The organism is Corynebacterium parakroppenstedtii, from assembly GCF_019754935.1.
GTDB classification, from domain to species: domain Bacteria; phylum Actinomycetota; class Actinomycetes; order Mycobacteriales; family Mycobacteriaceae; genus Corynebacterium; species Corynebacterium parakroppenstedtii.
In genome coordinates, this window is sequence record NZ_JAGSOA010000002.1 from 149,283 (window position 1) to 175,251 (window position 25,969).

The 25,969-nt window shown below is 56.6% G+C and carries 25 protein-coding genes; 12 read left to right on the forward strand and 13 right to left on the reverse strand.

The window, feature by feature from the left end; translation table 11 throughout:
- Positions 1–395 precede the first annotated feature (395 nt).
- A complete protein-coding gene (locus KCQ76_RS07180; RefSeq protein ID WP_046203113.1) occupies positions 396–1,277 on the forward strand; it encodes a Bax inhibitor-1/YccA family protein in 882 nt (293 codons plus the stop codon).
- 191 nt (positions 1,278–1,468) lie between these two features.
- Here the strand turns inward: KCQ76_RS07180 and greA are convergent, their stop codons facing one another.
- Positions 1,469–1,975: a transcription elongation factor GreA gene (gene greA, locus KCQ76_RS07185; RefSeq protein WP_012731220.1), complete on the reverse strand. Its 507-nt coding sequence runs from the start codon at positions 1,973–1,975 to the stop codon at positions 1,469–1,471.
- Positions 1,976–2,096: 121 nt separating this feature from the next.
- Positions 2,097–2,552, reverse strand: a complete 456-nt coding sequence (locus tag KCQ76_RS07190; RefSeq protein WP_046203112.1) for a DUF4307 domain-containing protein — start codon at positions 2,550–2,552, stop codon at positions 2,097–2,099.
- A 356-nt stretch (positions 2,553–2,908) separates the two neighbouring features.
- On the opposite strand from KCQ76_RS07190, the gene mca reads away from it, so the two are divergent.
- The 4 genes from mca to uppS all read left to right on the forward strand — a co-directional run bounded on the left by mca (position 2,909) and on the right by uppS (position 6,636).
- Positions 2,909–3,847 (forward strand): mycothiol conjugate amidase Mca, encoded by a 939-nt coding sequence (gene mca / locus KCQ76_RS07195; protein ID WP_046203111.1) that lies wholly within the window; start codon positions 2,909–2,911, stop codon positions 3,845–3,847.
- Positions 3,848–4,067: 220 nt separating this feature from the next.
- Complete coding sequence (locus tag KCQ76_RS07200) at positions 4,068–4,487, forward strand: hypothetical protein (RefSeq protein WP_180962431.1); 420 nt, start codon at positions 4,068–4,070, stop codon at positions 4,485–4,487.
- Between the two features lie 28 nt (positions 4,488–4,515).
- Complete coding sequence (locus KCQ76_RS07205; RefSeq protein ID WP_046203110.1) at positions 4,516–5,646, forward strand: 3-deoxy-7-phosphoheptulonate synthase; 1,131 nt, start codon at positions 4,516–4,518, stop codon at positions 5,644–5,646.
- Between the two features lie 132 nt (positions 5,647–5,778).
- Entirely contained in the window at positions 5,779–6,636 is an 858-nt protein-coding gene (uppS, locus tag KCQ76_RS07210) for a polyprenyl diphosphate synthase (protein WP_046203197.1), read from the forward strand.
- Positions 6,637–6,640: 4 nt separating this feature from the next.
- On the opposite strand, the gene coaA is transcribed toward uppS, so the two are convergent.
- Positions 6,641–7,567 carry a type I pantothenate kinase gene (coaA, locus tag KCQ76_RS07215; RefSeq protein WP_046203109.1) on the reverse strand — a complete coding sequence of 309 codons (927 nt, stop codon included), beginning with the start codon at positions 7,565–7,567 and terminating at the stop codon, positions 6,641–6,643.
- 117 nt (positions 7,568–7,684) lie between these two features.
- Between coaA and glyA the strand changes: the two genes are divergently transcribed.
- From glyA to KCQ76_RS07235, 4 genes are all read left to right on the forward strand, one after another.
- A complete protein-coding gene (glyA, locus tag KCQ76_RS07220) occupies positions 7,685–9,031 on the forward strand; it encodes a serine hydroxymethyltransferase (RefSeq protein WP_231725377.1) in 1,347 nt (448 codons plus the stop codon).
- A 2-nt stretch (positions 9,032–9,033) separates the two neighbouring features.
- Positions 9,034–9,684 (forward strand): isochorismatase family protein, encoded by a 651-nt coding sequence (locus KCQ76_RS07225; RefSeq protein ID WP_046203108.1) that lies wholly within the window; start codon positions 9,034–9,036, stop codon positions 9,682–9,684.
- Positions 9,685–10,288: 604 nt separating this feature from the next.
- Complete coding sequence (locus KCQ76_RS07230) at positions 10,289–11,464, forward strand: acyl-CoA dehydrogenase family protein (protein WP_046203107.1); 1,176 nt, start codon at positions 10,289–10,291, stop codon at positions 11,462–11,464.
- A 65-nt stretch (positions 11,465–11,529) separates the two neighbouring features.
- Entirely contained in the window at positions 11,530–12,357 is an 828-nt protein-coding gene (locus KCQ76_RS07235) for an enoyl-CoA hydratase/isomerase family protein (protein WP_046203106.1), read from the forward strand.
- Positions 12,358–12,376: 19 nt separating this feature from the next.
- Here the strand turns inward: KCQ76_RS07235 and KCQ76_RS07240 are convergent, their stop codons facing one another.
- Positions 12,377–12,721, reverse strand: coding sequence for a DUF5997 family protein (locus tag KCQ76_RS07240; RefSeq protein WP_046203105.1), 345 nt, complete (start codon positions 12,719–12,721; stop codon positions 12,377–12,379).
- Between the two features lie 178 nt (positions 12,722–12,899).
- Between KCQ76_RS07240 and KCQ76_RS07245 the strand changes: the two genes are divergently transcribed.
- Together KCQ76_RS07245 and KCQ76_RS07250 are read left to right on the forward strand one after the other, a co-directional pair.
- Positions 12,900–13,517, forward strand: a complete 618-nt coding sequence (locus tag KCQ76_RS07245) for a LysR family transcriptional regulator substrate-binding protein (protein ID WP_046203104.1) — start codon at positions 12,900–12,902, stop codon at positions 13,515–13,517.
- 53 nt (positions 13,518–13,570) lie between these two features.
- Complete coding sequence (locus tag KCQ76_RS07250) at positions 13,571–14,077, forward strand: GNAT family N-acetyltransferase (RefSeq protein ID WP_046203103.1); 507 nt, start codon at positions 13,571–13,573, stop codon at positions 14,075–14,077.
- A gap of 118 nt (positions 14,078–14,195) precedes the next feature.
- Here KCQ76_RS07250 and KCQ76_RS07255 read toward each other — a convergent pair whose 3' ends face one another.
- The 4 genes from KCQ76_RS07255 to glpX form a co-directional block, all read right to left on the reverse strand.
- The gene (locus tag KCQ76_RS07255) at positions 14,196–15,881 is read right to left on the reverse strand and encodes an MDR family MFS transporter (RefSeq protein ID WP_052722351.1); all 1,686 of its coding nucleotides are present in this window, start codon (positions 15,879–15,881) and stop codon (positions 14,196–14,198) included.
- 14 nt (positions 15,882–15,895) lie between these two features.
- Entirely contained in the window at positions 15,896–16,792 is an 897-nt protein-coding gene (locus KCQ76_RS07260) for a TetR/AcrR family transcriptional regulator (RefSeq protein ID WP_052722350.1), read from the reverse strand.
- 218 nt (positions 16,793–17,010) lie between these two features.
- Positions 17,011–18,414: a class II fumarate hydratase gene (locus KCQ76_RS07265; protein WP_046203102.1), complete on the reverse strand. Its 1,404-nt coding sequence runs from the start codon at positions 18,412–18,414 to the stop codon at positions 17,011–17,013.
- Positions 18,415–18,655: 241 nt separating this feature from the next.
- Positions 18,656–19,660 carry a class II fructose-bisphosphatase gene (gene glpX, locus KCQ76_RS07270; protein ID WP_046203101.1) on the reverse strand — a complete coding sequence of 335 codons (1,005 nt, stop codon included), beginning with the start codon at positions 19,658–19,660 and terminating at the stop codon, positions 18,656–18,658.
- Positions 19,661–19,954: 294 nt separating this feature from the next.
- Between glpX and KCQ76_RS07275 the strand changes: the two genes are divergently transcribed.
- Positions 19,955–20,572 (forward strand): DUF4245 domain-containing protein, encoded by a 618-nt coding sequence (locus KCQ76_RS07275; RefSeq protein ID WP_052722349.1) that lies wholly within the window; start codon positions 19,955–19,957, stop codon positions 20,570–20,572.
- Here the strand turns inward: KCQ76_RS07275 and KCQ76_RS07280 are convergent.
- The 5 genes from KCQ76_RS07280 to KCQ76_RS07300 all read right to left on the reverse strand — a co-directional run bounded on the left by KCQ76_RS07280 (position 20,500) and on the right by KCQ76_RS07300 (position 25,948).
- Positions 20,500–20,838: an exodeoxyribonuclease VII small subunit gene (locus tag KCQ76_RS07280; RefSeq protein ID WP_046203100.1), complete on the reverse strand. Its 339-nt coding sequence runs from the start codon at positions 20,836–20,838 to the stop codon at positions 20,500–20,502. The two genes, KCQ76_RS07275 and KCQ76_RS07280, sit on opposite strands and share 73 nt — an antisense overlap.
- 54 nt (positions 20,839–20,892) lie before the next feature.
- A complete protein-coding gene (xseA, locus tag KCQ76_RS07285; protein WP_046203192.1) occupies positions 20,893–22,167 on the reverse strand; it encodes an exodeoxyribonuclease VII large subunit in 1,275 nt (424 codons plus the stop codon).
- A 138-nt stretch (positions 22,168–22,305) separates the two neighbouring features.
- Positions 22,306–23,211 carry a DUF6542 domain-containing protein gene (locus KCQ76_RS07290; RefSeq protein ID WP_046203099.1) on the reverse strand — a complete coding sequence of 302 codons (906 nt, stop codon included), beginning with the start codon at positions 23,209–23,211 and terminating at the stop codon, positions 22,306–22,308.
- A 26-nt stretch (positions 23,212–23,237) separates the two neighbouring features.
- The gene (locus tag KCQ76_RS07295; protein WP_046203098.1) at positions 23,238–24,584 is read right to left on the reverse strand and encodes an AI-2E family transporter; all 1,347 of its coding nucleotides are present in this window, start codon (positions 24,582–24,584) and stop codon (positions 23,238–23,240) included.
- Positions 24,584–25,948 carry an AI-2E family transporter gene (locus tag KCQ76_RS07300; protein WP_046203097.1) on the reverse strand — a complete coding sequence of 455 codons (1,365 nt, stop codon included), beginning with the start codon at positions 25,946–25,948 and terminating at the stop codon, positions 24,584–24,586. Before KCQ76_RS07300 ends, KCQ76_RS07295 begins: the two co-directional genes overlap by 1 nt.
- Positions 25,949–25,969 lie beyond the last annotated feature (21 nt).

Below are 25,969 nucleotides of genomic sequence, written 5' to 3' on the forward strand. Positions count from 1 at the left end.
GTAATTGTCGTCGGATGTATTGTAAATGCCACCGTTTGTTATCGCTTGCTGTGTAAGCGGATGTGCGACGGCTAAAGCACTGTACGATACATCGTTTTCTCGCTGTGATCCGTTATGGGTGTCACATCGATTTCTTCGTTTAAGCGGGTCGAGACTTCCTGTCATGTGGAGGGGGCGGGAACAAACCTTCTACTTTGTCCGTTACTCTTAACGACGAGCCGTTGTATCTGTCTTCGACAACGCAGGTGCCAGCCGAGCCTCATCAGTTGAGTTCAGCCCGGCTCTGAGATACCGCGTAGTGACGAAGACAGTTAACGCAAACATGGTGATCACCTATAGTGGTCACCACGATGACGCTTAATGAGTTAAGTGCACGATGAAAGGATTTACCCCCCGTGCGTAGTTCAAATCCATACTTCAGCTCCCTGACGGAGGAACGGAAGCGTGAAGCCCGTTCCGGTCAGGGCGAGTACGTATTCGGCCAAGGCCAAGACGCCCAGCAGTTCGGCCAGCGGGGTGCATCGATGGCTGGTGCCCAGCAGTTCGGTCAACAGACCATGCAGCAGCAGGCCCAGGGCACAACTGCAGAGCGCGGAATGACCATTGACGACGTTATCGTCAAGACCAGCATTACGCTAGGGGTCATTATCGTCGGCGCCGTCATTAACTACATGCTGTCCCTGTCGAACCCCCAGGTCTCCAGCCTGCTGACCATGGTTGGCGCGATCGGCGGACTCATCATGGTCATGGTGTCGACGTTCGGTAAAAAGTTCGGCTCCCCCGTCGTTACCCTTCTTTATGCCGCTTTCGAAGGCCTCTTCGTTGGTGGGCTGACCAGCGTTTTCGCGAACGTCATGGTCAGTGGCGCAAATGCCGGCACCATCATCGGTCAAGCAGTTTTGGGCACCATCGGCGTGTTTATCGGGATGCTGATCGTTTACCGGACCGGTGCCATCCGCGTCACCCCGAAGTTCAACCGCATCATGTTGGGCGTGCTCGTCGGCGTGCTCGTTCTGGCGTTGGGCAACATGCTTCTCGCGGTCTTCACCGGTCATAACCCTCTTACCGACGGTGGCCCGCTAGCCATTGGTTTCTCGCTTCTGTGCATCGGCTTGGCTGCGCTGAGCTTCCTGCAGGACTTTGACACCGCGGATCAACTGGTCCGTGCAGGTGCACCGTCGAAGATGGCGTGGGGCGTTGCCCTCGGGTTGGCCGTGACGCTGGTCTGGCTCTACACCGAAATCCTCCGTCTGCTGTCGTACGCGAACAGGAACTAGCGCAAGATCATTGATCTCACCGCAGTTCTTCGTGGTAGGGATCCGCCGGCCAGCATCGTTTGTTGGCCGGCATTTTTGATATCGAGACGCCAGACACGTCGAGAATCCGCCCACTGCTCTGGCAATAAGAAAGCCCTCCGTAAGCATTCACGGAGGGCTTTTCGCGTCGCTGTTAAAGGCGCGGTAAAGAATTATTTCTTCGACTCGTCGTACGGCTCTGCCTTAACGATCGTGACTGATACCGTCGAACCATTGGGAGTCTGGTATTCGCGAGTTTCTCCCTCTTTCGCTCCGACGATAGCCGCGCCGAGCGGGGCGTCGGTGGAGTAGGTCTCCAGGTCAGTGTTGGATGAGTGAACACCGCGGGTACCGATGAGGAAGGTTTCGGTGTCATCTTCATCGCCGTCGTAGTACACGTGGACAACGGAACCGACGAGGGCAACACCGCTCTGGGAGGGCGCTTCGCCGATCGTTGCGGAATCGAGTAGTTCTTCGAGGTAAGCGATGCGGGCTTCCTCTTGGCCCTGCTGCTCGCGGGCTGCGTGGTAACCGCCGTTCTCTTTCAGGTCTCCCTCTTCGCGGCGCTCGTTGATCTCGGCAGCGATGACGGGGCGGTTAGCCTTAAGATCGTCGAGTTCCTTCTTCAGACGATCGTAGGCTTCTTGGGTTAGCCAACGGGTGTTTGTATCCTCAGCCATGTTTATTCAGCCTCTCAATCGTTGCGGTCTATGAAGATTCCATGAAGATAAAATGCTTCGATTCGTATAACGCAGTGCATGGTACCACTGAGATGGTGGATTCAAAGCCAGCAACGGCGGCTTATGTGTCCGAGTTGTCGAGATAGCCCGGAATCTCCGTCGAGCACCCATATTCTTTCCCGGCGACCGCTCGAGCACGCGTGGGAATGGCCACCTTAAAGCGCTCGGTCTTCTCGCCACCCGACGGGATCACAAATTCCCGACGCCCGACCTCGTTCTTGTCGTAATCCAGCGCGGTCACGATGCAATACGCTGCGCGAGAAGCGTCGTCACGTGTGACGTCGACAGTAAAATTCAGGAGCGAATCGTTGGGGCGGTCAAAACCTGCTGACGAAATAGAGACGTCGGGGGAGGATTCGTTGCGCCACTGATTCCACATGTATAAACCGCTGATGACCAGCACGAGAACAACTCCGATAATGATGACTTTGCCGGAGATCGATGCCGACCGTGATGAGCCATAACGTTGTTCTTCGATGGTCTGGCTTGTGGGCGACTGGGAATCCTGGTCGGTCATGTCTCCTATAGTACGACAGGAGTTACTGATGATAGAGCCGCAGGGGATAGCGCCGGAGCGCTAGTTGAAAACCGGGGACATTCCACGTAAAAAGTGATATGTCACAGAAATGGATGTTCCAGCTTGGCCATGGGGTAGTAGTGGGTGATCACACGGTATCGGTGAAAACCGTTCCGTGTTATCAACTTTGGATATCAACTTTGTTTGCAACCCTTATGTGGATTTCTTGCTGGTACCAAATATCTTGGTTATACCCGATAGTGTGAGCGCGTTAAGCTCGTACACCAGTGGCTCACCACAGCTATCAGCGGCTCAATGAGCCCAATTAATTTATTAACAAACTCGGAGGATATGTCATGACCGGATTTCGACTCTTAGCAATTCACGCACACCCGGATGATGAATCTAGTAAAGGGGCAGCGACGTTAGCCCGGTACGCCAATGAAGGTAATGAAGTTATGGTCTTGACCTGCACGGGCGGCGAGCGTGGCTCGATCCTTAACCCTGCTATGGACCGCCCCGAGGTCCGCGAGAACATGATTGAATTGCGTAAGAAAGAAATGGCCAAAGCTGCCGAAATTCTGGGAATTAAGCAGCGCTGGTTAGGTTATGTCGACTCCGGCCTGCCCGAAGGTGACCCTCTGCCACCGCTGCCGGAGGGCTCATTTGCATTAGCTAATACAGAGGAAGCCACGGCAGAAGTCGTTGAGGTCATTCGCGAATTCCGCCCGCACGTCATGATCACGTATGACGAGAACGGTGGATACCCTCATCCCGACCACATCAAGACCCATGCGGTGTCTGTCCGCGCATGGTTGCGCGCCGGGGACCCGGACTTCCACCCAGAAAAAGGCGAGCCGTGGGTTGTGTCGAAAATGTACTACACCCACGGATTCGTGAAGAGCCGGTTCCTTGCTCTCCACAACGATTTCATTAACCGCGGACTGCCTAGCCCGTACCAGGACCGCGTCGACAAGGCCGATGAGTGGCCGGATTTGATGGAACGGGTGACCACGCAAGTCAATGTGGCAGATTTCTTCCACAAGCGTGACGACGCACTCCGCGCTCACGCGACACAGATCGATCCACACAGTCGGTGGTTCGCGGTTTCGCCTGAGGACCAGAGAAGAGTGTGGCCGACTGAGGAATTCGAGTTGGCTGCCAGCCGCGTTGACACGTCGCTCCCGGAAAACGATCTGTTTGCTGGCGTCGATCCTGATCGCCAGCCGGAGAATGTTCCCGGGATGGTGTCCGAAGCTGCTCGTCAAGAGTATTCCCAGGGCGACGACGACTAGCCAGTCGCGATAGCGTGCTTGCATCGTTTTAGCGCGCCCGCCGCCGATAGTGCGCCCACCGTCGATGACATCGCTTTTCGACGGTGATGTCACAGGTGGGCCGCAACGACGTACACTATTCCCGAGACTAATCCGCTGTGCCGTTTACCCGCTGCGCCTTTCGGTGCTGGCGGAAGCGTCGCTTGGTTAGTCGGACGGTCATGAAAAAGGAGCAGGAGTAGTGGCAGTGATCATGGGATACGACGTAGCAGCAGAGTTGGTGTTTCTCGGTGGGGCTAAACTCTCTACGATGTCTACTCACCTGGCGGTTACTACGGGAGGGATCCTCGCCCAGCAGGAAAAGGGCGGTCCACTGGGGCCTGAATTCGGTAAAGCGTCGCCGGTAGGCCTTCTGATACTCATTGCGCTTTTAGTCGTCGTTATTATTCTTGGCCGTTCGGCGACGAAGCGAATTAAAAATTTAAACCGACGCCGCGCATTCGCCGAAAAAGAAGGTATCGACGTCTTTGACGCCGAAGAAATTGATCGTCGCATGGCCGAAAAAGGTCTACAGGACGTCAATGCGAATTCGCGTTTTCCGGAATTCCGATTGAAGCATAAATCACGGCCGAAAAAAGCAGACGGAACGACGGATAAATAGAATCTAGCTACGATCGTTTACTTTTCTTATGCGCCCTACTTCTGGAACCTCGCCTATCGCACCGCATAACGCCGCGACCACCGCATCTGCTCCGCGTACCGACGTCTCGCCTGTTCGTCCTTTACCGTCGCCTCGGGAACTCCGGCACGACATTGCGCTGGACGCGGATGCCCGTCGGCTAGTCGAGTCGAGCCGGCGAACTATCGCGAACATTATTCACGGGCGGGACCATCGTTTACTCGTTATTGTCGGCCCGTGTTCCATCCACGACCGCGATGCAGCATATGACTACGCCACGCGCCTTGCTGAGCAGGCACAACGCTATTCCGACCGCCTCTTAATCGTCATGAGGGTGTATGGCGAAAAGCCTCGCACAACGGTGGGATGGAAAGGGCTTGTCAACGACCCCGACCTCGACGGGAGCGGGGATATCACCCGGGGTTTGGCTCTAGAGCGAGAAGTATTCCGCGACGTCCTTTCGCTAGGCCTGCCGACGGCGACCGAGTTTGTGGAACCGCTCGCAACGAGTTACATCCACGACGCTGTGTCGTGGGGCGCCATCGGAGCGCGGACCGTTCAGAGCCAAGTACACCGTCAATTAGCGTCATCGCTGCCCATGCCTATCGGATTCAAAAACGCCACCGATGGCAGTACTCAGCAGGCCATTGATGCGATTCGGGCGGCGTCGGCGGCCCATCATTTCGTCGGAGCAGATGACGACGGTCGCGTTGGAGTGATCAGCTCTCTCGGAAATACGGACGGTCATGTGATCCTCCGTGGCGGTGAATCTGGGCCGAATTACGGAACAGAGAGCGTCCTCACCGCCACCGACCGGCTCACCGCAGCCGGCCTGCACCCGGCAGTGACCATCGACGCGTCACACGGGAATTCTGGCAAAGACCATATCCGCCAGCGTGCCGTCGTTACTGATATTGCTGAACGGATCGCCGAGGGTGAGCCGGGAATCAATGGTGTGATGATGGAATCCTTCCTGGTCCCCGGCAAACAGGCCCACGATGAGGACATGATCCGTCGGCACGGCAAAGAGGCGTTGACATATGGTCAATCGATCACCGACGCCTGCATGGGGTGGGATGCCACGGTGAGCGCGCTCGACGAACTCGCCCATGCCGTTTACACGAGGGGACACGGCGCATAGGCGTACCATATGAGCGTGACTATTCCGCCCAACACCCGCTGCGATGATGGCCGCGTGCCCGAAAGCCGGCTGGTGTCATTAGCGCGTCAAGCTGGGAAACGCGCTCGTGCCGCTTGTAAACGCGTTGCCCTCATGGCGACCTACCCGTTGTACGAGGCCAGCTTGGTGAGGGCACTTGAGGGGAAGTCCGTACCCCGGCACATCGCCGTCATGTGCGACGGTAACCGACGGTGGGCGCGGGAAGCTGGGTTTATCGACGTGAGTCACGGCCACCGCGTCGGCGCGAAGAAAATCAGTGAGCTTGTCCAATGGTCCGGTGAACGCGGGATTGAACTGGTCACTATTTATTTGTTGAGCACGGAAAATCTCCACCGCGATAAGGCTGAGCTGGAGCTTTTATGCAGAATCATCGGAGACGTGTCCGATGAATTGGCGAAATCGAAGTTAAACGCACGGCTTCGTGTGGTGGGTCACCGCGATATTCTTCCCGACGCTCTCACCGACCGTCTTGCGGCGAATGAAAAAGCGACCGCTGACCATACCGGGGTGTGCGTCAACATGGCCGTTGGCTACGGTGGGCGGCAGGAAATAGTTGACGCCGTGAGGTCCTTGCTGGAGGACCGGGTTAAAGAGAAGCATGAGGCATTTCGGGAATCCTCGACGAAGGACGGTGAAAGCGCTCATCAGGTTGATTCGGCATCCTCGTCCAAGGCCAGCGAACTGGGGGATGACCAGCGGTTCTCTCTTGACGACATAGCGGAAGCAATCACCGTGCAAGGAATCTCTGACCACTTGTACACTTCTGGCCAGCCTGATCCGGATTTGGTTATCCGCACGTCTGGGGAACAGCGGTTGTCAGGTTTCCTTTTGTGGCAATCGGCCTATTCGGAGATTTGGTTTACTGACACGTATTGGCCAGCTTTTCGACGTGTAGATTTTCTCCGCGCATTACGCGACTTTTCACGACGGAACCGTCGGTTCGGGCGGTAACGCGTCACACTTTCCGCATGCGAACGCGCTGCACAGAGTGGTCTTCGCCCTTCATGAGCACCAAAGACGCACGAGGTCGCGTCGGCAAGACATTCTCCGTCAAGTTCGGCAAATTGACTCGCTGCCAGATTTCACGGGCTTCCCGGATGGCCGTGTCGTCGTCAAGCTCGGCAAAATGGTGGAAGTGTGCGTCGGGATCGGAAAACGAGATATGTCGCAATTGCAAAAAGCGATCCACATACCATTGTTCAATGTCACGGGGATGGGCATCGACATAAACGCTGAACTCAAAGAAATCAGACACCATCAACGTGGGGCCTGTTTGAAGAACATTGAGCCCTTCAATAATTAAAATATCCGGCCGGTCAACAGTAATAAACGTATCGGGGACAATGTCATACAACTCGTGGGAATACACGGGTACGCGAACGTTACGGGAGCCGGCTTTCACGTCGGTAATAAAACGTAATAATGCACGCCGATTAAAACTCTCGGGATAACCTTTTCGATCCAAAATGCCGCGTCGCGTTAACTCGGCAGTGGGATAAAGAAAGCCGTCCGTTGTGACCAGATCAACCTTAGGATGAGAATCCCACCGCTGAAGCAACCTCTGTAACAAACGAGCTGTCGTCGATTTGCCGACGGCGACGGACCCCGCGATACCAATGATGAAAGGAATATGGGGAACGTCTTCCCCCAAGAACGTTGCTGTCGCCTGGCCCAACCGTTGATGGGCCTCCACCTGAAGATGGATGAGACGCGATAACGGCAAATAAACCTCGGTCACTTCATCCAGCGCAATGTTCTCGCCCACACCGCGGAGCTCTCTGACCTCGGCCTCGGTCAGCACCTGAGGTTGAGACATGCGCAAGCGTTTCCATTGGTGTCTGTTGAATTCCAGATAGGGGCTGGATTCAGTCGCACGTGACATGTGTTCCATTGTGCCCCGCCGAATGACCTATCTCATAAGTGGGGTACATAATCGATACTCCCATTAAGCTATGGGGTAGTTCTGCAATCACGCCATCCCCAGCGAGGAAGGGCCTTCATGAGTAATTCTTCATCACGCACGACCCCGTCAACCGCTAACATCCCTGATCAGCTACTTAATCAGCCTTTATCCCAGCTCGACCCCGAGGTTGCCGACGCCATTGCCGGCGAATTGAGCCGCCAACGGAACACGCTCGAGATGATCGCGAGTGAAAATTTCGTTCCCCGAGCGGTCCTTCAAGCCCAAGGCTCGGTGTTGACGAACAAATATGCGGAGGGATACCCGGGGCGTCGGTACTACGGGGGCTGCGAAAATGTGGACATCATTGAGGACCTCGCCAGGGACCGTGCCAAGAAGGTTTTCGGCGCGAAGTACGCCAATGTGCAGCCCCATTCTGGTGCTCAGGCGAATGCGGCCGTGCTGATGGCCATCGCGAAGCCGGGCGACACGATCCTGGGCCTCTCCCTGGCTCATGGGGGACACTTGACCCACGGGATGAAGCTCAACTTCTCCGGAAAGCTGTATAACGCGGTCGCTTATGAAGTAGACCCCACCACCATGACCATCGACATGGAGAAGGTTCGCCAGCAGGCTCTGGAGGAAAAGCCCTCCGTCATTATTGCCGGGTGGTCCGCCTACCCACGTCATGAGGATTTCGCGGCGTTCCGGGAGATCGCCGATGAGGTGGGCGCCACATTGTGGGTGGATATGGCTCACTTCGCGGGGTTGGTGGCTGCGGGTCTGCACCCATCTCCGGTTCCGCACGCGGATGTTGTCTCTACGACGATTCATAAGACCTTGGGTGGTCCTCGCTCAGGAATGATCCTGACGAATGATCTCGACCTCTTCAAGAAGATCAACTCGGCTGTTTTCCCAGGCCAGCAGGGTGGTCCTTTGATGCACGCGATCGCTGGGAAAGCCGTCGCGATGAAAATCGCGGGGTCAGAGGAATTCCGGGATCGTCAGCGACGAACCATCGCCGGAGCCCGTATTTTGGCCAACCGTCTGACTCAGGACGATGCGGGTGAGGCGGGTATCGACGTCCTCACCGGCGGTACCGATGTTCACCTCGTCCTTGTTGATCTGCGTCATTCGTCGTTAAATGGCCAGGAAGCTGAGGATGCCCTCCATGATGTGGGAATCACGGTGAACCGCAATGCGGTGCCCTTTGATCCGCGTCCGCCCATGGTCACCTCTGGACTCAGGATCGGAACGTCGGCCCTGGCGACCCGCGGATTTGATCAAGAAGCATTTGGGGAAGTTGCCGACATTATCGCGGAGACGCTGATCAGCGGCCACCAAGGCAAGTCCGACGAGGTCCGCGATGACCTACGTCAGCGGGTTGAGGCCCTAGCGGCACAATTCCCCCTCTATGACGGTCTGGAAGATTGGACACTGATGTAATCATGCGCGATACGACTAGTTCCTCACACACGCACGGAGCGGACGCTGAACCAACTCACCGATGCTTAGTCATTGTGGACGTGCAGAATGATTTCTGCCCTGGTGGTGCCCTGGCCTGCGAAGGTGGTGACACCGTGGCCACGGGTATCTCCGACTATGTCCAGCGCCCGGACATTGTCGCCAAGTATGACTTCATTGTGGGAACTAAGGATTGGCATATCGACCCCGGTTCGCACTTCGCCCCGCAAAGTGTGGAGCCCGATTTCGTTGAGACGTGGCCGGTCCACTGCAAGGTTGGCACCCCGGGAGCTGACTCGCACCCCAACCTTGATGTCTCATCTGTCGACTACTGGTTCCTGAAGGGCGAATATGAGGCCGCCTATAGCGGTTTTGAGGGTTATCTAGAAGGAACTGATGAGGCCTCGGGCGGTGGGCAACCAGAGAGGCTAGGCCCCTGGTTGCGTAAGCAGGGGATCGAGTCTATCGACGTCTGCGGGATTGCGACAGATTTCTGCGTGAAGGCGACGGTGCTCGATGGAATTGCGGAAGGATTCATCGTCACCCTTCTCCCGGAGTTGTGTGCGGGTGTTGCCCCTGATTCCAGCGCGAAAGCTGTGGAAGATATGAAGCATGCAGGCGCATCTGTGCGTTAACTTCTGATTCTGATAAGTGAAACGGCACTGTGATGGTTGACGAGGCCATCACAGTGCCGTTTCTATTCCGGAGGTCGATATTGGCGACGACAGTGCTGGTGTCCTCGGCGCCTGGAGGAGGTGACGAGCGCTGAGGGAAGGCAGATCAGGAAGGGGAGAAGAGGAATGACCCTTGCCGATCGAACCAGCACAACCAGTATCGATTTTCATCACTGTGCACCACTCTGAGATGCTCCGCCTACCTAGGGAACCCCTGATGTCCCCGGGTGGTAGAGCGTTCTCGAACATCCCGCTGCGGTACGACCTTCAATTTAGCCTTACCTAAAGCAATCCGTCAATGATTTAAGAAACTTATTTGTATCAATAATTGAAATCGCCTGGTCAGTGGGATTTTGGCCAATCTAATCCGGGGGTAATTTTTACCCCCGGCCTTCTTATCTGACCATGTCAGGATTGAGAAATAGCACTCCTAAATCTGTGACATGGGTTACGATCGCATGTAAATCATGACCTACCACCTAAAGTAGTGTTCACGTCGCGGTCACCTTCAGACCTCGAAAACTGCTGCTAATCACATTAAGAACAGATAAGGAGCGCATATCCCATGAAGAACTTCTTACCCCGCACGATTTTCGATGACGAGCACAAGATGTTTCGTGAAACCGCCCGCGATTTCGTCGCTAAGGAGATCACTCCTCATGTCGGCCAGTGGCATGAACAGGGCTATTGCGATCGCGACATGTACAAAAAGGCCGGTGAGATCGGTCTTTTAGGAATTACTGCCGACGAAGAATTTGGCGGTGGAGGCATGGACGACTGGCGTTTTAACGCCATCCTCTCGGAAGAGCTCGCTCAGTCTGATTGCGGTTCAGTCCTTGTCTCTGTGCAGACGATCAATGACTTGGTTGTTCCCTACCTCGAGCGCTTTGCCAATGAGGAACAAAAAGAGCGCTTCCTGCGTCCACTCTGTGCTGGTGAGAAGATCGCGGCTATCGCTATGACCGAGCCGGGCGCCGGAGCCGACCTGGCAGGGATCCGCACGCTTGCTAAGAAAGACGCCGACGGTAACTACATCGTGAATGGTGCCAAGACATTTATCTCCAATGGTGTCCAAGCAGATTTCACAATTATCGTGGCCGTTACTGACCCTGAAAAGGGCCGCGCCGGTGTTTCGCTCCTCATTGTTGAGGACGGTATGGAGGGGTACACCAAGACGGGGCCGCTGAAGAAAGTCGGCCTTAAGGCGCAGGACACCGCGGAATTGTCCTTTGAAAACGTCACCGTTCCCGCCGAGAACCTCCTCGGTGAGGAAGGTGCCGGTTTCGGTTACCTGAGGCACAACTTGGCGCAAGAGCGGCTATCGATTGCCGTTGGCTCTGTAGCGACCTCACGCCGTGCTTTCGATCTCGTTTACCAGCACAGCCAGGACCGTAAGACGTTCGGAAAACGACTGGTTGACCACCAGGCCTACGGGTGGATGCTCGCCGAAATGGCCACCAAGATCCAAGCTGCTCAGTCCTTCGTCGACGCCTGTATCGAGGCAAAAGTCAAGGGCGAACTGGATGAGACGACTGCGGCGATGGCTAAGTGGTGGACCACGGACCTGCAGGTCGAAGTGGTGAACAACGCGCTGCAAATGCATGGTGGCTACGGCTTCATGATGGAGTACCCGATTGCTACGCATTACCTGGATACGCGCGTGCAGCCAATCTACGGCGGCCCGAACGAAATCATGAAGGAAATCATTGCTCGTCGCCTCGCTAAGGGCGCTGGCAAGTAAGGCACGACGAAACCACGGTGCGGTGAGCGGGCTCCGCATTCCCTACGGCAACCAGAAAGGCTGTTATGTCGGACGAACGCGACGTGGTGGGCGTCGATAACCTGGATGTTGAAACAGGACAACCAACCAGTGTGGCCGAGGCTGCCTCGGGCGTTGTGCGTGTGATCACGCTGCGGCGGCCAGAAGGATATAACGCCATCAATAAGGCACTTCGAACGCGACTCCGCGAAGAATTTGAAGCGGCCACTGATCCGAGCGTCCGTGCCGTGCTTCTTACCGCTGAGGGGAAGTCTTTTTGCGTCGGGCAAGACCTGAAGGAGCATCTCCAGGACTTGTCCACTGGGCAGGGGATGGGCAAGGTTGTCGATGAATACAACCCCATGATTGAGGCCTTGCTTGCTATCAAAGTCCCTGTTGTTGCAGCTATTTCTGGACCAGCGGCCGGCGCAGGGTGGTCCTTAGCTTTGAATTGCGACTTCCGTATTGCCACCCAGGGAGCATCTTTCACAGGCTCCTTCGCCGGCGTCGGATTGGCCTCCGATTGCGGGCTTTCCCACACACTCACGTCCATCGTCGGACCTGCCAAGGCTCTGGATTTGTTGTGTCGCGACCAGCAGCTGACAGCTGAGCGCGCGTATGACCTGGGGCTTGTCACCGAGGTCACCGACGACGACCGAGCTGATGAGGCGGCGACGAAATTCGCTCTAGCGTTGGCGAATGGCCCAACAAAGTCGTTCTGCGAAATCAAGAGCCTGGTGAGAGACGAGCAGGCTGTGATGGTCGCGGCCGCCAGGGAAGCGGATGCTCAAGCGCGCCTAGCCTTCACAGAAGACCATCACGAGGCAGTGCGATCCTTCGTCGAAAAGAGAAAACCCCAGTTCAAAGGGTGCTAGTAGCGCCACCCTGCACGCATTACTTATGGCTTTCGTTGGCAGCGTGACGACGCTCGCGTTCCTCTGCCAACGACTTCCGCTCTTCCTGCAGCCACTCGGGTTGATCGCTAAGAAGCTCGTTAATTTCGGCAGTGGTGAGCGGCTTATCCATGTCATTGCGCTTCAACGCTGCTGCAGTGACGCCGAGCTTCCGGGCAACTTCCGCCCGAGGATGAGGTCCATTCGCCCGCAAATCTTTCAACCACTGAGGCGGATTGTCCTGTAAACCCACGAATTCATCATGGGTAAGTGCCGTCTTCTGGAACTCCTCAGGCGTGGCAGGGAGAAAAATATTCAGCTTCTTCGCCGCTGTCATGGGCTTCATACGAGTACTTGACGGCTGCGCCCCGGACGCGTGATCACTATGTGAATGAGTATCGTTCATGCGCACCAGAGTAATGCATAACCAGTTCTTATCCCGACGCTCTCAGTGCTGAGTTGCCGCTCTTCAATTAGAGTCGCGTACCGCGCCCGGCGTGTGGGTCGTACGTTACGATCTGTTCATGACCGAATATCTCAAGGTCGCCTTCGTTCCGGGACTCCTTCCCGACAAATGGTTCCGCCGGTTTGATGACCGCCACGGTGGTGCGTCGCATGGTACGAATCGTCGAGTGCGCATTGCGTCCGCTGCCACTGACGATCCGCTTCCGTATGTTCTACACGGGAACGCCGACGTGGCGTTCGTCCGCATGGATAGTCGCGGACGGGAAGGCGTCGTTAAGGATGCTGAAGCGAGGGGTCAATCGATCCACCTCATTGAGCTGTACGAGGAACAGCCCGGCGTCGCAGTCCCGAAGGACAACCCCATCGCGCTGTTTCCGCAGGTCAGTTCGCGGGACCTGGAGGACGAGAAGATCATGTGGGCACCGCAGCCGCCTGACTTCCGGGTCAATCTTCCCGACGTCCGGTCCGCGCTTGAGGTCGTTGCCGCGAACGTCGGTGTTGTTATCGCACCCCGCCCGTTGTTGAGGGTGATCAATAAGCGTGGGGTGAAAGATGTTGCCTTGAGCGATGGCCGTCCGTCGCAGCTGGCCATGGTGTGGTTGCAATCCCGTGACAACCGCGACATACAGAATCTTGTCGGGATCGTGCGGGGGCGCACAGCGCGGTCGTCGCGATAGCGTCCTGGGACGTGTGCACGGGACGTTTGTACGGGATGGAACAATAGAGCGCTATGACAGCATCGTTCACAGGAACTATCCGCCCTATGACGCGCGACGATTATCCAGACGTGGCACGTATCCACCAGGCCGGGCTGGATACGGGCAACGGTGCATATGAAGCCTCGCCGGTCACGTGGGAGGAGTTCGTCGACAAGAAGATCCCTGAGCTGTGCTTCGTCGCGGAAGATGAGGGGGAGATTCTCGGGTGGGTTGCCCTCATGCCGTTTTATCATCGGCCGGCTCTGACCGGTTTCTTAGAGGATTCGATTTATATTGATCCGGCTGCGTCGGGACGTGGAGTGGGTACTGCTCTTCTGGAGCACTCTGCCGCGAAGGCAAAGGAGTGGGGTGCGTGGACCATCACTGGGTGGATTTTTGAGGACAACTCCGCGTCTCAAGCGCTGCACGCGAAGGCGGGGTTCAGGAAAGTGGGCACACTCCAGCGTCACGGGTGGATGGATTATGGTCCTTGGTCGGACCGATACCGCCAGTGCACCATTTACGAAAAACTCCTGTAGAACAACCTGGGTCGGGGCAATACCGTCGGACGAAAAAGTATCGCGCGCCGACACAATACGGGTTGTGCCGACGCGCGAAGGGGCCGTTCTATAGCAGCGTTGTTTTTACATCACGTATTTACACCGAGTTCCGCAGTTTCTCTTCGCGGACGAGAGCGAACAAGACGAACGCGAGAACGGCGAACGGGATCACGACGATGAACACTGGTGTTAATGCGTCGTTGTAGGCTCCCATGAACATGTTCTTGAGGGGACCAGGTAGCGAACCAACTAGTTCGGGCGTGAGGCTATCGGCGTCGAGCCCGCTCGACTGTTGCGCGAACTTCTGCTGCACTTCCGGCGGAAGCTGCGCCATGGCGGCTGGCATACGGTCCGCGACCAGCTCGGTAATGCGGTTGGTGAAAATCCCACCAACCAAGGCCGAGCCGAGCGACGAACCAATCTGGCGGAAGAAGTTGTTGCTTCCTGTAGCAACGCCAACCTTCTGGATTGGGAAGGAGTTCTGGACCACCAAGATCAGAATCTGCATGGTCATGCCCAGGCCAACACCCATGATGAAGAGGCACAGACCGAGGTACCACAGCGACGTATCAACGGTGATCCGGTGCAGAAGCACACACGAAACAACCACGATGAGCATGCCGATAGGCGGGTAGATCCGGTACTTTCCGGTCCGGGTGACAACATTACCCAAGCCTATGGACGTTCCCATCAATCCGACCATCATGGAGATCATCATGAAACCAGAGGTGGTCGGGTTCATGTTGTGAACCATCTGGAAGTAGGTGGGCATGTAGCTCATGACGCCGAACATCACGATTCCGACGCACAGACCGCCGACGGTTACCAGGTTGAAGTTGCGGTTCTTGAATAGCGACATGGGGATCAATGGGTCTTTAGCGCGCAATTCGATGAAGACGAAGATTGCGGCCGCAATGACGGTTCCGATCTCCAAACCGATGATCGTGGGGGAGCTCCAGGAGTATTGGTTTCCGCCCCACGACGTGAAGAGGATGAGGCATGAGGCGGCTGTCGCCATGAAGATGATGCCGAAGTAATCAAGCTTTAAGCCTGTCCCGCGCTTGGGCAGCTTGAGAGCGAACAGTGCAATAGCAACCGCGAGAAGGCCGACCGGTAGGTTAATCCAGAACGCCCACCGCCATCCAGGGCCATCAGTGAACCAACCACCAAGGACCGGTCCGAGCACCGAGGACACGCCGAAAACAGATCCCATCCAGCCCGCATATTTACCGCGTTCCCGAGGGGGAACAACGTCGGCCATGATTGCCTGCGAGAGGATCATGAGGCCACCACCGCCGAGACCTTGGATACCGCGTCCAATGATCAGCTGTGCCATCGACTGTGACAGGCCACCGATGATCGAGCCGATGAGGAAGATAGCGATCGCGCCGACGAAGATCGGCTTGCGGCCGATTTGATCACCGAGTTTGCCGTAGATCGGCATCATAATCGTCTGGCACAGCAGGTAGGACGTAATGACCCACGACATGTGCTCGACGCCACCAAGATCGCCTACGATCGTCGGAAGGGCCGTCGAGAACAACATTTGGTCCAGACTTGCCAGCAGCATGGCGGACATGATGGCCACCATGACCGCTGGAATGTTGCTCTTATTCTTCGGCGCGGAGGATGTTCCCTCAGTGGTTGGTGACGTTTGATCTGCCGGCGAATCAATGTCCTTCACTGATTCCGGCGTAATCACACGGCTGGACAGGTGCTGCCCGGACGTGTTCACAGCGTTGTCGCTGGTGGCGTCGCTGTGTGCGCCATTGTGTTTACTCACTGTGCATCATCCTCTCATTTCTCATCGGGACGTTTGTCGTCGTTGTTGTTGTTTTTATTTTTCGTGTCGACGTTCTGTTTGCTGTTGGTTTGTTTGTCGACGTTGGTTGAGTGGTCGTCAGTGATGTCCAGATTTATGTTGTCACTGCTTTTTCTTTCCGACGCTGCCCTCGGTGGCGTGCTGGCCAAACATTCCGGGGGAGGAGCCCCTAAAACGTCGTAGAACAGGGTAAAAGCGCCCAGGCAGCAATCGCGGAGGCGACGATGCCCATTGGTGCCATCGGGTTGCCTGGTCCACCGGAGCGTTCCGATCCGGACGGCGTCTTGGCACAGCATTGCCAGGGTGACGGCTTCCTCAGAGACGCCACCGGTGCTTTCTGGGCCCGGAAAAGCAGTTTGTGGAAGCGATCGACGCTCCGGGTGGAGGGTGAAGAATTCGTCGACCAGTTCCACGATGTTGTGGAAGCGTTGGATAGTCAGTCCAAATTGTGGAGCTGCAATATTAGGGTTGTTGCGGAAGATTTGCTTCCGACGGCTCAGTAACAGCGTTGAGAACTCGTCGCTGCGGCCGCGCGACGCGAAACTGGTCTGGAGGATGAGGTCCACTAAGGCCACGGTGACATGTTGCGGGTCGGCAGCGAGGAATTCTTTCCGTTCTTCCTCAGGGAGGTCGACAACAGGGTGGCCGAGGACGGCGGTTTCCTTGGAGTCGACATAGTTGAAGAACGTACGTTTTGAAATGTTGGCCGCGTCGACGATGTCCTCGATGGTGACGTTGTCATAGCCTTTGTCGAGGACAAGCCGCGTGGCGTGATCTTCGATAGCGCACAGGGTTTCTAAGCGCTTGCGTTCCCGAAGACCCCGTGGCGCATGAATTCCCTCAGTATCGAGATAGTTACGATTGCTTTCCACGAGAGCTAACCTTAGACCTAATTATGCACTGAGTGCAAAGTTGCGGTCGGTATAAGTCTGCATTGTGTGAAAGAAATCAAAAGCCTCTTAAGTGTGACTTGAGTCATGACGGGGCCGCTGGAGGCTATAAACCTTGAGGCCAAAAAAGGGCCACCCTCAAGGGGTGACCCAGTGTTTGTAGGCGACTAGATGACGTAGTCGACTAGCGATGCATTCGCTTACTTATCGCGATCCGTGTTCGCCATCGCAAGCACGTCGAGGCGCTTATCCAGCTCTTCCTCCGTGAGCTTCTCGCCATCGACAAAACCGAGGTCAATGACGGTTTGGCGAATAGTCTTGCCCTCCTTCAGCGCGGTCTTGGCAACCTTCGCGGCAGCCTCGTAACCGATCGCGCTGTTGAGCGGAGTGACGATCGACGGTGACGACTCCGCCAGTGTGCGCATGCGCTCAGCATTGGGCTCAATTCCGTCCACCATCTTTTCGGCGAAGATCACGGCAGTGTTGGACAGCAGGCGGATCGACTCCAGAACATTGCGCGCCATCATCGGGATAAACACGTTCAGTTCAAAGGCGCCTTGCATGCCACCGGCGGCAATTGCGGCGTCGTTACCAATGACCTGGCACGCAACCTGGGTAGCGGTCTCACACATGACCGGGTTGACCTTGCCAGGCATGATCGACGAGCCCGGCTGGAGGTCAGGAAGGTGGATTTCGCCGAGGCCGGTCAGCGGGCCGGAGCCCATCCACCGGATATCGTTGGCGATCTTGTTGAGGGAGACAGCGATGCTCCGCAGCGCGCCCGACATCTCGACGAGACCGTCGCGGTTCGCCTGAGCCTCAAAGTGGTTAATGCAGGGACGTAGCTCCTCAACACCGGTCAGTTTCACCAGCTCAGCGGTTACTTTTTCGCCGAAATCTTCGGTGGTGTTCAGCCCGGTTCCGACGGCCGTACCACCGATGGGGAGCTCACCGACGCGCGGCAGCGTGGCCTTCACACGTTCGATGCCAGCTTCGATCTGCCGAGCGTAGCCCGAGAACTCCTGCCCCAAGGTCACCGGTACCGCATCCATCAGGTGGGTGCGTCCGGACTTCACAACCTCTTCCCACTCGGTCGCCTTGGCCGACAGCGACTTGTGCAGCGTCGTCAATGAAGGGATGAGATCCTTAACAGCAGCTTCCGTGGTGGCAACGTGCGTTGCGGTGGGGAAGGTGTCGTTCGAGGACTGACCCATGTTGACGTCGTCATTAGGGTGAACCTCAACGCCGTTGTTCTTACAGATGGAGGCGATAACCTCGTTGGTGTTCATGTTCGACGACGTACCGGAGCCGGTCTGGAAGACGTCGATAGGAAATTCTTTGTCGTGTTTGCCGTCGGCAATATCGGTGGCCGCAGCGATAATGGCTTTGCCTTTTTCCTCTGAAAGTAGGCCACGGTCAAGATTGACTTGCGCACATGCGGCCTTGAGCAGACCCATGGCGCGGATTTGTGCGTGTTCAAGGCCACGGCCTGACACTGGGAAATTCTGGACCGCACGTTGGGTTTGCGCGCGCCACAGTGCTGTGGCCGGAACCTTAACTTCACCCATGGTGTCGTGTTCGATGCGGTATTCTTGATCGCTCATGTTATGTAAGTCCCACCTTCATATGTGCTATGAGGATATGTGCAACGTGGCAGAATTCGTGCCACTGTCAAGTATGGCTTATCGGGAGCCCCGATGTGTGACCGATCGTGGCACACATGCAACCTAGTGGTGTAGGTCATAGGTCAGCGAGGCGTGCGGCAAGCGCGTGGTTTGTGTGTACGTGTGAATGCCCGGAGAACAATAGATATCCCCGGGCGTAACATCGACCCGAAAACGGGTCCTAGCTGTAATCGACGACGGAGTACTCTTCCAGCTTCGTCAACTGGTGATGCGATTCAATCATGCGGACGGTGCCGGACTTTGACCGCATGACCAGCGAACGCGTGATCGCACCGCGCGGTGAATACGTGACACCACGGAGCATATCGCCGTTGGTCACACCGGTCGCAACGAAGAAGCAGTTCTGCGAGTGAACGAGGTCCTCGGTCGTGAGAACCTTGCCCAGTTCGTGGCCAGCATCAAGGGCCTTCTGCTTCTCTTCATCATTACGCGGGGTCAGCACACCCTGAATCTCTCCGCCCATGCATCGCATAGCACAAGCAGTGATGATGCCTTCTGGGGTTCCGCCTACGCCCATCATGATGTCGATGCTGTTCTGGGTCTGATCCTGGGCCGCTGCCACAGCACCAGCGACGTCACCGTCGTGAATTAAACGAACCTTGGCTCCGGCGTCGCGAATTTCCTGAATGAGGTGCTCGTGGCGGGGACGATCCAAAACGACGACGGTAATGTCAGACGCCCTCTTACCCTTGGCGTGCGCCACTGCGCGGATGTTGTCCTTGACGGGGGCGTTGACGTCAACAACACCGCGGGCTTCCGCGCCGACCGCGATTTTCTTCATGTAGAACACGGCGGATGGGTCATACATGGTTCCACGCTCTGCTGCGGCGAGCACCGAGATAGCGTTCTGGCGGCCCTCAGCCATCAATGTGGTCCCATCAACAGGGTCGACAGCGATGTCGATATCGGGGCCTTCGCCTGTTCCGACCTCTTCACCGTTGAAGAGCATCGGGGCTTCGTCTTTTTCACCTTCGCCGATAACCACCACACCGCGCATTGCCACGGTGTTGATCATCTGGCGCATGGCGTCGACAGCGGCTCCGTCGCCTTCATTTTTCTTTCCGCGGCCGACCCACCTGCCCGAGGCAAGGGCGGCGGCTTCCGTCACGCGGACCAGTTCCATAGCGAGGTTACGGTCCGGTGGTGTTTGTTTGTGGTCACTCATGGGTGGCACATGCCTCCTGTTTTGGCTTCAGTGATGGGGTTGATCATCTTCATTGTTTCACTTATGTGCCCAATAGCCGATTAATCTCACTCCCAAATAGGGGCAAAATGTGGTGAATCTTGTACTTTTTCGGAGGTGACCACAGGTTCTCCCTGTTGGTTGGTGTGACCACGGCGATGCGGGCGGTGCGTGCCAAAGACGGAACCCATAGTGAGTGGTCGTCGTGGGTGGTTGGTGGCCGACGTCGACCGGTGGTTTTGTGATCCCCCATGATGAACAGCCATAATCGTTCGCGTGCGCACGAAAAAGGTGGAGAAGCCAAGGATTTTCCAAGACGGCCGTGACATGATTATCTCGCTAGGAGTCATGCTCATCGTGATGTTCGTCGTCATCGGTGGGACAGGCCTGTGCCATTACCAGCCGGGCAATCCGAAAGAAGGGAAAGTCACCCGCGTTGACTGCACCACGTTCTTACGAAGCGAGGCACAATCCGCCGATTATCCCGTTCGCATACCCGCGTCGCCCCAGGGGTGGATTCCTAATTCAGCCCTTCGGATCAACCTCAATGGCCATTCTGGCTCCTCAGTCGGGTGGGTCCATGACAAAGACTGGATCCGATTTGTTCAAACGAGTGCATCCGTCGACGACGTAGCCCAGGGGCTCGACGGTAAAGCCCGGGAGGAAAAAGGAACGAAAGACATCGACGGAACAACGTGGCATGTGTTTGAGGGCGCCGACGATGACGTCCGCACGGCATGGGTCGTGGATAAGAAAGACGTGCGATGGGCTGTATCGGGCACCGGCAGCACCGATGAATTTTCGACGATGGCGAAGGCTATTCAGGAAGCAAAGTCAGAGCCGTCTGCAGGAGAATCAGCCCCGTCCGAAGAGTCGTCTTCACCCTCGGCGTAATCACTGTCCTTTAGGGCTTTTTCAACGCGGTGGCGGGCTCCCTCGAGGTAGTCTTCGCAGGTCCGAGCCAACGCCTCACCCCGCTCCCAGTACAGAAGCGACTCATCAAGACTCATCTGTCCAAGTTCGAGAATGCGCACGACTTCGATGAGTTCCTGGCGTGCTTCCTCGTAGGATAATTCTTCGACGGGTTTAAAGCGGGGGTTGGATTCGCCGGAACCGATGGTGAATGAGTCGGAATCGTTGTTGCGATCGGGCTGTGTCATAGATAGCTCCTTCGAAAGCGTTACGTGTGGTTAATCGCGATGTGTGAGGTTGGCTTATTGAGCCGGTGAGGTCGACATTGTGGCCGCAACGATTGATCCGTCGTTGAGGCGGATTCGCAGCTGGGACCCCGGCGGAGTCTGATCAATCGAGGTCGCTACTTCGGACTCTTCACCCGGGCGCTGCACTTGGACGATGGAATATCCTCGAGCAAGCGTTGCCGACGGGCCCAATGCTGACACTTGCCCTCGTAGGTGAGCGATCTCCGCGTTCGCTCGCTCCAGCAAGAGCGTGATATTCCGCCTAATAGACGATGCATCGCGCGCCACCTCTTCCGCGTGGCGGTTTATCGGCGTCATCGGATCAGCCATCACGGGCCGTTGGCGCAAATCATTCAGACGATTACGCTCATAGTCCAACCACCGGAAGAGCGCTTGCTGCCCACGTTGCCGACAATCACGGATTCCCTCGAGCTCAGTAGCCATATCGATCACGACACGTTTTGCCGCATCCGTGGGAGTCGCCGCCCGCAGGTCGGCTACGTCGTCGAGAACGGGGTTATCGGTCTCGTGACCAATAGCGCTGACGATTGGTGTTCTCAGCGTACTGACATGGCGGACGAGGCTTTCGTCGGAAAACGGAAGAAGATCTTCGACGGAACCGCCGCCGCGCGCCACGATGATGACGTCGACGGTGGGATCACGATCAAGAATGGTGAGCGCCTCTTTGACTTCAGGGACAGCGCTGGCGCCCTGGACTGGTGGGTTGAGCGTCCGAATGTTCACCGCAGGCCATCGCTCTTGCGCGATAGAGATCACGTCGCGTTCTGCAGCGGAGCCTCGGCCGGTAATGAGCCCGATGCGTTGGGGGAGAACGGGGAGTGGCTTTTTCCTCTCGGGCGCGAGTAATCCTTCGGCAGCGAGGAGCTTACGTAGTTGCTCGATGCGAGCGAGTAGTTCACCAATCCCCACAGGGCGGATGTCGGTAATGGATAGCTTCAGCTGGCCACGACTGACGGAATAATTCGGTTTTCCCAGAACAATGACCCGGTCACCATGCGACAGTGGTGTGGGAAGAGACGTAATGACGTGATTCTTGGCGATCAGCTCAATCGACATCTCCGCTTCGACGTCCAGGAGGGTAAGGAACGTCCAGTACCGGGTCTGCTTCATCTGCGTGAGCTGACCCTCTACCCACACTGAACCGAGTTTCGAAATCCAGTCTCCGATTTTGCGGTTGAGGATGCGGACGGGCCACGGGGCTTCGGGGGAGGTAAGTCCGCCTCGAGCGGTGCGTGACCCCGACGTGGTCGGATCCTGTTTCGCAGTCATATGCCCCACTTTAATGGCTATCGAGGACATAACCGACAGCTCATGCGAAAGCGCTGAGTGCCACGGGTTTTCTTTGCGGGGTCGACGTGGGTTATGTGGGTTCAACGTGGGTGCTGTAGCCCGGTCCGCGCAGCTCACTTAGTCCCGACGTGAATGCCGCGGCCGCGTCGTCCGCGGCGGAAGGGAGGACGCGCCGTCGTCGGGACGGTAAGTGCGCGGCGTGAATTTCTTCGACGGATACGTGGGAGACTGATCCCGGTACCGATCGCGATCCACTTGGTGCGTCGGCCGGGACGGAGCGTCATGCTGCCGACGGGATACATCGGAGCCCTCATATCGATCCTCATACCGGCTGCTCACTCGTGACGAGCGGTTCGTCTCATAGGAACGCGGTTGGTGACGCCGCGACGGTGAGGAGGACCGTCGAGAATCGGTGCGTGCCGAATCTATCGATGTGCTCGTCGATTCAGAGCGGTACTCTTGCGGTCGGTGGGCACGAGAAGTAGAAGCTCGTTGTTTCTGTTGTCCGGTCCGCGGTGCCCGCGATGAGGCAGTTTGACGTCGTGCAGTGACGCGTGCGGTTTGCCGTCGATACAACCAGCACCGCACAACCGCGATGATGGCGCTGATCACGACCGTCCAGAAGAGAACGAAGAAGTGCTGGACAACCGGGAAGAAGTTCGCCAACAGTGAGGTCTTGGAAAACACCCCGACGCCCTCGGAATGCCCGCTCAGCTTTCCGGCCAGGAGGGAACAGATGGGCGTGAGCACCGTGAAAAGGATGGGTTGCGCACAGACAGTGACGAGCAGCCCTTGTACCTGGACGAGCAGCGTCGTGATGAGCGACGATGCAACGAAGAAAATGAAGTACCACCGGCCCAGGGTTCCGTCACCGGCCGAACTGATGAGCATGCCGGTCGCCATGGAGGCAGCGATGATCGCCAGGGGAGCCCACCAGAGCAGTCCCCAGAACCGATTGTCGTTGCTGTTGGAGCGCCCCGAAGAAGTTCTCGGGGAGGCAGCAGGAGTTCGATATTCTGACACAGGGAATTAGGGTACCCGTTTAAGTCCTATTTATTGGTAGGCAGACCGGTAACGGGCATTGTTGGGGTTGTTTCGGAGTCTCGTCGTACATTTTCAGTATATTGACGATTGCTTAGCGCTTTCTTTCGGGTCGTAACTTCTTTATCGATAAGTTCACTAAAGTATCGCAACCACACCGCAATGGTGGCCATAACGGGGACGGCCAGGAACGCACCGATAATTCCGTACAAATTACTGCCGACGGTGACGGAAAGAAGAACAATCACCGGGTGGAGGTTCATTGCCTTTGACTGCAGAACAGGGGAGAGAACGTTTCCTTCAAGCTGCTGAACCGCGATGATGATGGCGAGCACGATTAATGCTGTCGTGAGGCCATTCGATACGAGGGCAATAAGAACGGCGACGGCACCCGCGACGATCGCACCAACGATTGGGATGAAACCACCCATAAACGTGATGACGGCCAGCGGTAGAGCAAGCGGCACATTGAGAATGATCAGCCCAAGACCGATGAAGAAAGCATCGATGAGGGAAACAATCGCTTGAGCACGGATGAACCCCCCGAGCGTGTTCCAGGACCGCTGTAGGAGTTCAACGATGTGGCCTTCGCCCCGTTTGCCTGAAATTTTGCCAAGCCAGGGGAGAAAACGATCGCCATCTTTCAGGAAGAAGAAGGTGATCATCAGAATAACGCCGAGCATCACTGCTAATTCTGATGCTTTATTCACACCGGTGACGACGCCCGCAATGATTTGATCCGAGCTGGATTTAATCTTGTCGATTCCCTCGTCCAGGTAGTCGTTGACCTGTTGGTCGTTGAGGTTAAGAGGCGGGCCTTGAACGTAGTTTTGAACCTTTTCCAGCCCTTTGATCGATTGATCCGCCAATTGGGAGGATTGTTCGACGGCACTCGGTGCGATGAGGCTGAAAAGGCCGACGATGATGGCCAAGGCGCCTAACACAGAGACCAAGGCTGCGAGCCACCGGGGGAAGTGCGCTTTGCGCATCCAATTCGTTGGAACCCAGAGCAGCGTGCAGATGATGAGGGCGATCAAGATAGGAAGAACACCCCTCCACAGCAGACCAATCGCTCGCCACGCGACGATGCCTCCGGCGATGAGGAGGATCAGCCGTATTGACCAGGCTGCGGTGATGGAGACGACGTCACCAATGACTGCGAGGCGGTCCTTGGGGGCGTCCGAGGGGTCGACCTCGGGGTGGTGTTCGCTACCGCGGAATGGCGTGCTGGGGTCGTGAGAGTGGTCCTCGGCGCTGTCCGCGTTCGTCGTCGGGTCTACCTTGCGGCTCCCCTCCGGCGCGGCCGAGTGGTTCGCTTCCTGACCGTGCTTTGTGCGGCGGTTGAAGAGTGACATTATTTGTTCTCCTCCGTGCCGTCGTCGTCGTTAGTAGATGTGGTACTGCGTGCGTCCGAGTGTTCCGGCTCTGGCTCAGGCCGTGCCGTCACCGAACTGTGGTCCGTCGTCGTGCTTGTTTCAGGATCAAGAATGACGATGGGCTGCACGGGATCAACAACGTGACTATCCACCTGCTCACTGGCGTATCGGAGTAGGACCGCACCTACGGCCGCGAGGGGAACGGCGAGGAACGCTCCGACAACTCCGTAAACGCTCCCACCGATGGCCACTGAGGCCAGAATGATGACCGGATGCAAGTTCATTGCCCGCGATTGCAGGATGGGGGAGAGCACATTGCCTTCAATCTGGTGCACCAACAGGATGAGCAGCGCGGTCAGCAGCGCCGAAATCCACCCATTGGCGACGAACGCGATGACAACCGCCACAGCACCCGCAACAAGTGCGCCGAAAATCGGGATAAACCCGCAGAAGAAGTTGAGTACAGCGAGCGCGAGAGCTAGTGGGACATGAAGGATCGACAGCCCAATCGCGATAAAGACTGAGTTCAGGAAGGAAATGATTGCCTGCGCACGGATGAACCCTCCGAGAGTTTTCCACGACCTGGCGAATATCTCGTGGAGGTGAGTCCCGATCGAGCCTGAAAACTGACGATCAATCCACGGTAAAAACTTGTGGCCGTCGTTCAGGAAGAAGAAGGTCAGCATGAGGACAATGCCCAAGGTGACCGCGACCGACGACGCAGCCGACGCTCCTGACAAGACGGAGCTAACAAGGGAGCCGGAATGCTCCTGAATGTGAGCCGCGGCTTCGTCAAGAGCTTGGTTGAGTTGGGTGTCTTTGATGTTGAGCGGTGGCCCATTGAGCGCTTCTTTAGTTTCCCTTAAGGAGTGGGAGGCGCTGTGAGCCAAAGACTCAGACTGGTCGATAACACTCGTTGTCACGAGGCTAAGCGTGCCAATAACAATGACTGCGGCCCCCAAAATAACCACGATCGCCGATAGGGCATGCGGCACTTTGTGCTTGGTGAGCCAGTGAACCGGGGGCCAGAGCAAAGTACAGACAATGATTGAGATCATCACGGGCAGGAGCGCACTCCAGATCAGACCTAACCCATACCAGAGAAGAAACGCAGCTAGGGCAATCGCGAGGAACCGTAAACACCACAAGGCTAAGCGCTTGATATTCACGGCTATCGACGCCGAACGGCTTGCCTCGGTGAGCGGCGCATGGGCGTAATACGGAACGCCCATAACGTCGTCGGCGTTATCGCGATTGGCCAGCTGACTCGCATGTTTTTGGCTCAGGGGAGCGAGCGAACCGGGCACGCGCCCCGGTTCTGGTTCGGAAGAGGAGTTCATCATCACGGACTATTGTGCACTATT